Origin of the sequence: Fulvivirga lutimaris (assembly GCF_009711525.1) — a bacterium.
Lineage (GTDB): Bacteria > Bacteroidota > Bacteroidia > Cytophagales > Cyclobacteriaceae > Fulvivirga > Fulvivirga lutimaris.
Genome location: NZ_SMLV01000274.1, coordinates 120 through 921 on the forward strand (window position 1 = coordinate 120; position 802 = coordinate 921).

Sequence of the window (802 nt, forward strand, 5' to 3'; positions counted from 1 at the left end):
CACCGACTACATAGGAGAGTTTATTTATGAGACAGAAGGCGAGGGTGATGCAGCACTATCTTTCATCCAACACGAAGAAGGCCGTGTAGTGCCCGATGACATCAATGGATGGGAGTACCAATACAACCTGAAAGACCATTTGGGTAACACAAGAGTAACCTTTTCTACCCAGCCCAATACGATAGAATTTAACCTGTTCTACGAACCAGATGCCACGGTAGATGTGAATGGAGAAAGTGTAGTGAATGATACCGACTTACTGACCGATACGGATAAAGGGAATATCATACCTGACAATGTGTTTGACCATACTGACCCGCACCCATCTGCCACCTACCAACATGCCTATGTGCTTAATGGTAATGCCAGTGGCAGGGCTGGCTCTGTAGTACAGTTTAATGTAGGCGCAGGCGATGTGGTGAACTCCAAAGTACAGGTAAAACTGTTTAACATCACCAGCAATCAGGTAGTAGACCCTGTAGCGATAGGCGGTATACTAACCAACATATTGACTTCAGGTACTGCACCAGTATCAGAGGGAGTTACAGGCTCTATCTCATCAGGTTATGGGCCAACGGGAGGATTGTTTGGTACAGATGGCTTTGATTATGATGACACCCAGCCGATGGTGTTTTTGAACATGCTGTTTATACCAGCAGACGGATTTGATGAGGTGACCGATGCCCACTTTAAATATGTACAGGTAACCAATGCCAACAACGTGTGGGAAGAGTTGACGCTACCAGAGTTTGAGGCAAAGGAACCCGGCACGGTGATGATCTATGTGAGTAATGAAGGTGGC

At 46.3% G+C, this 802-nt stretch carries 1 pseudogene; it reads left to right on the forward strand.

Annotated elements, in window-relative coordinates:
- Positions 1-802: pseudogene (locus tag E1140_RS21370) on the forward strand (hypothetical protein); the annotation flags it as partial.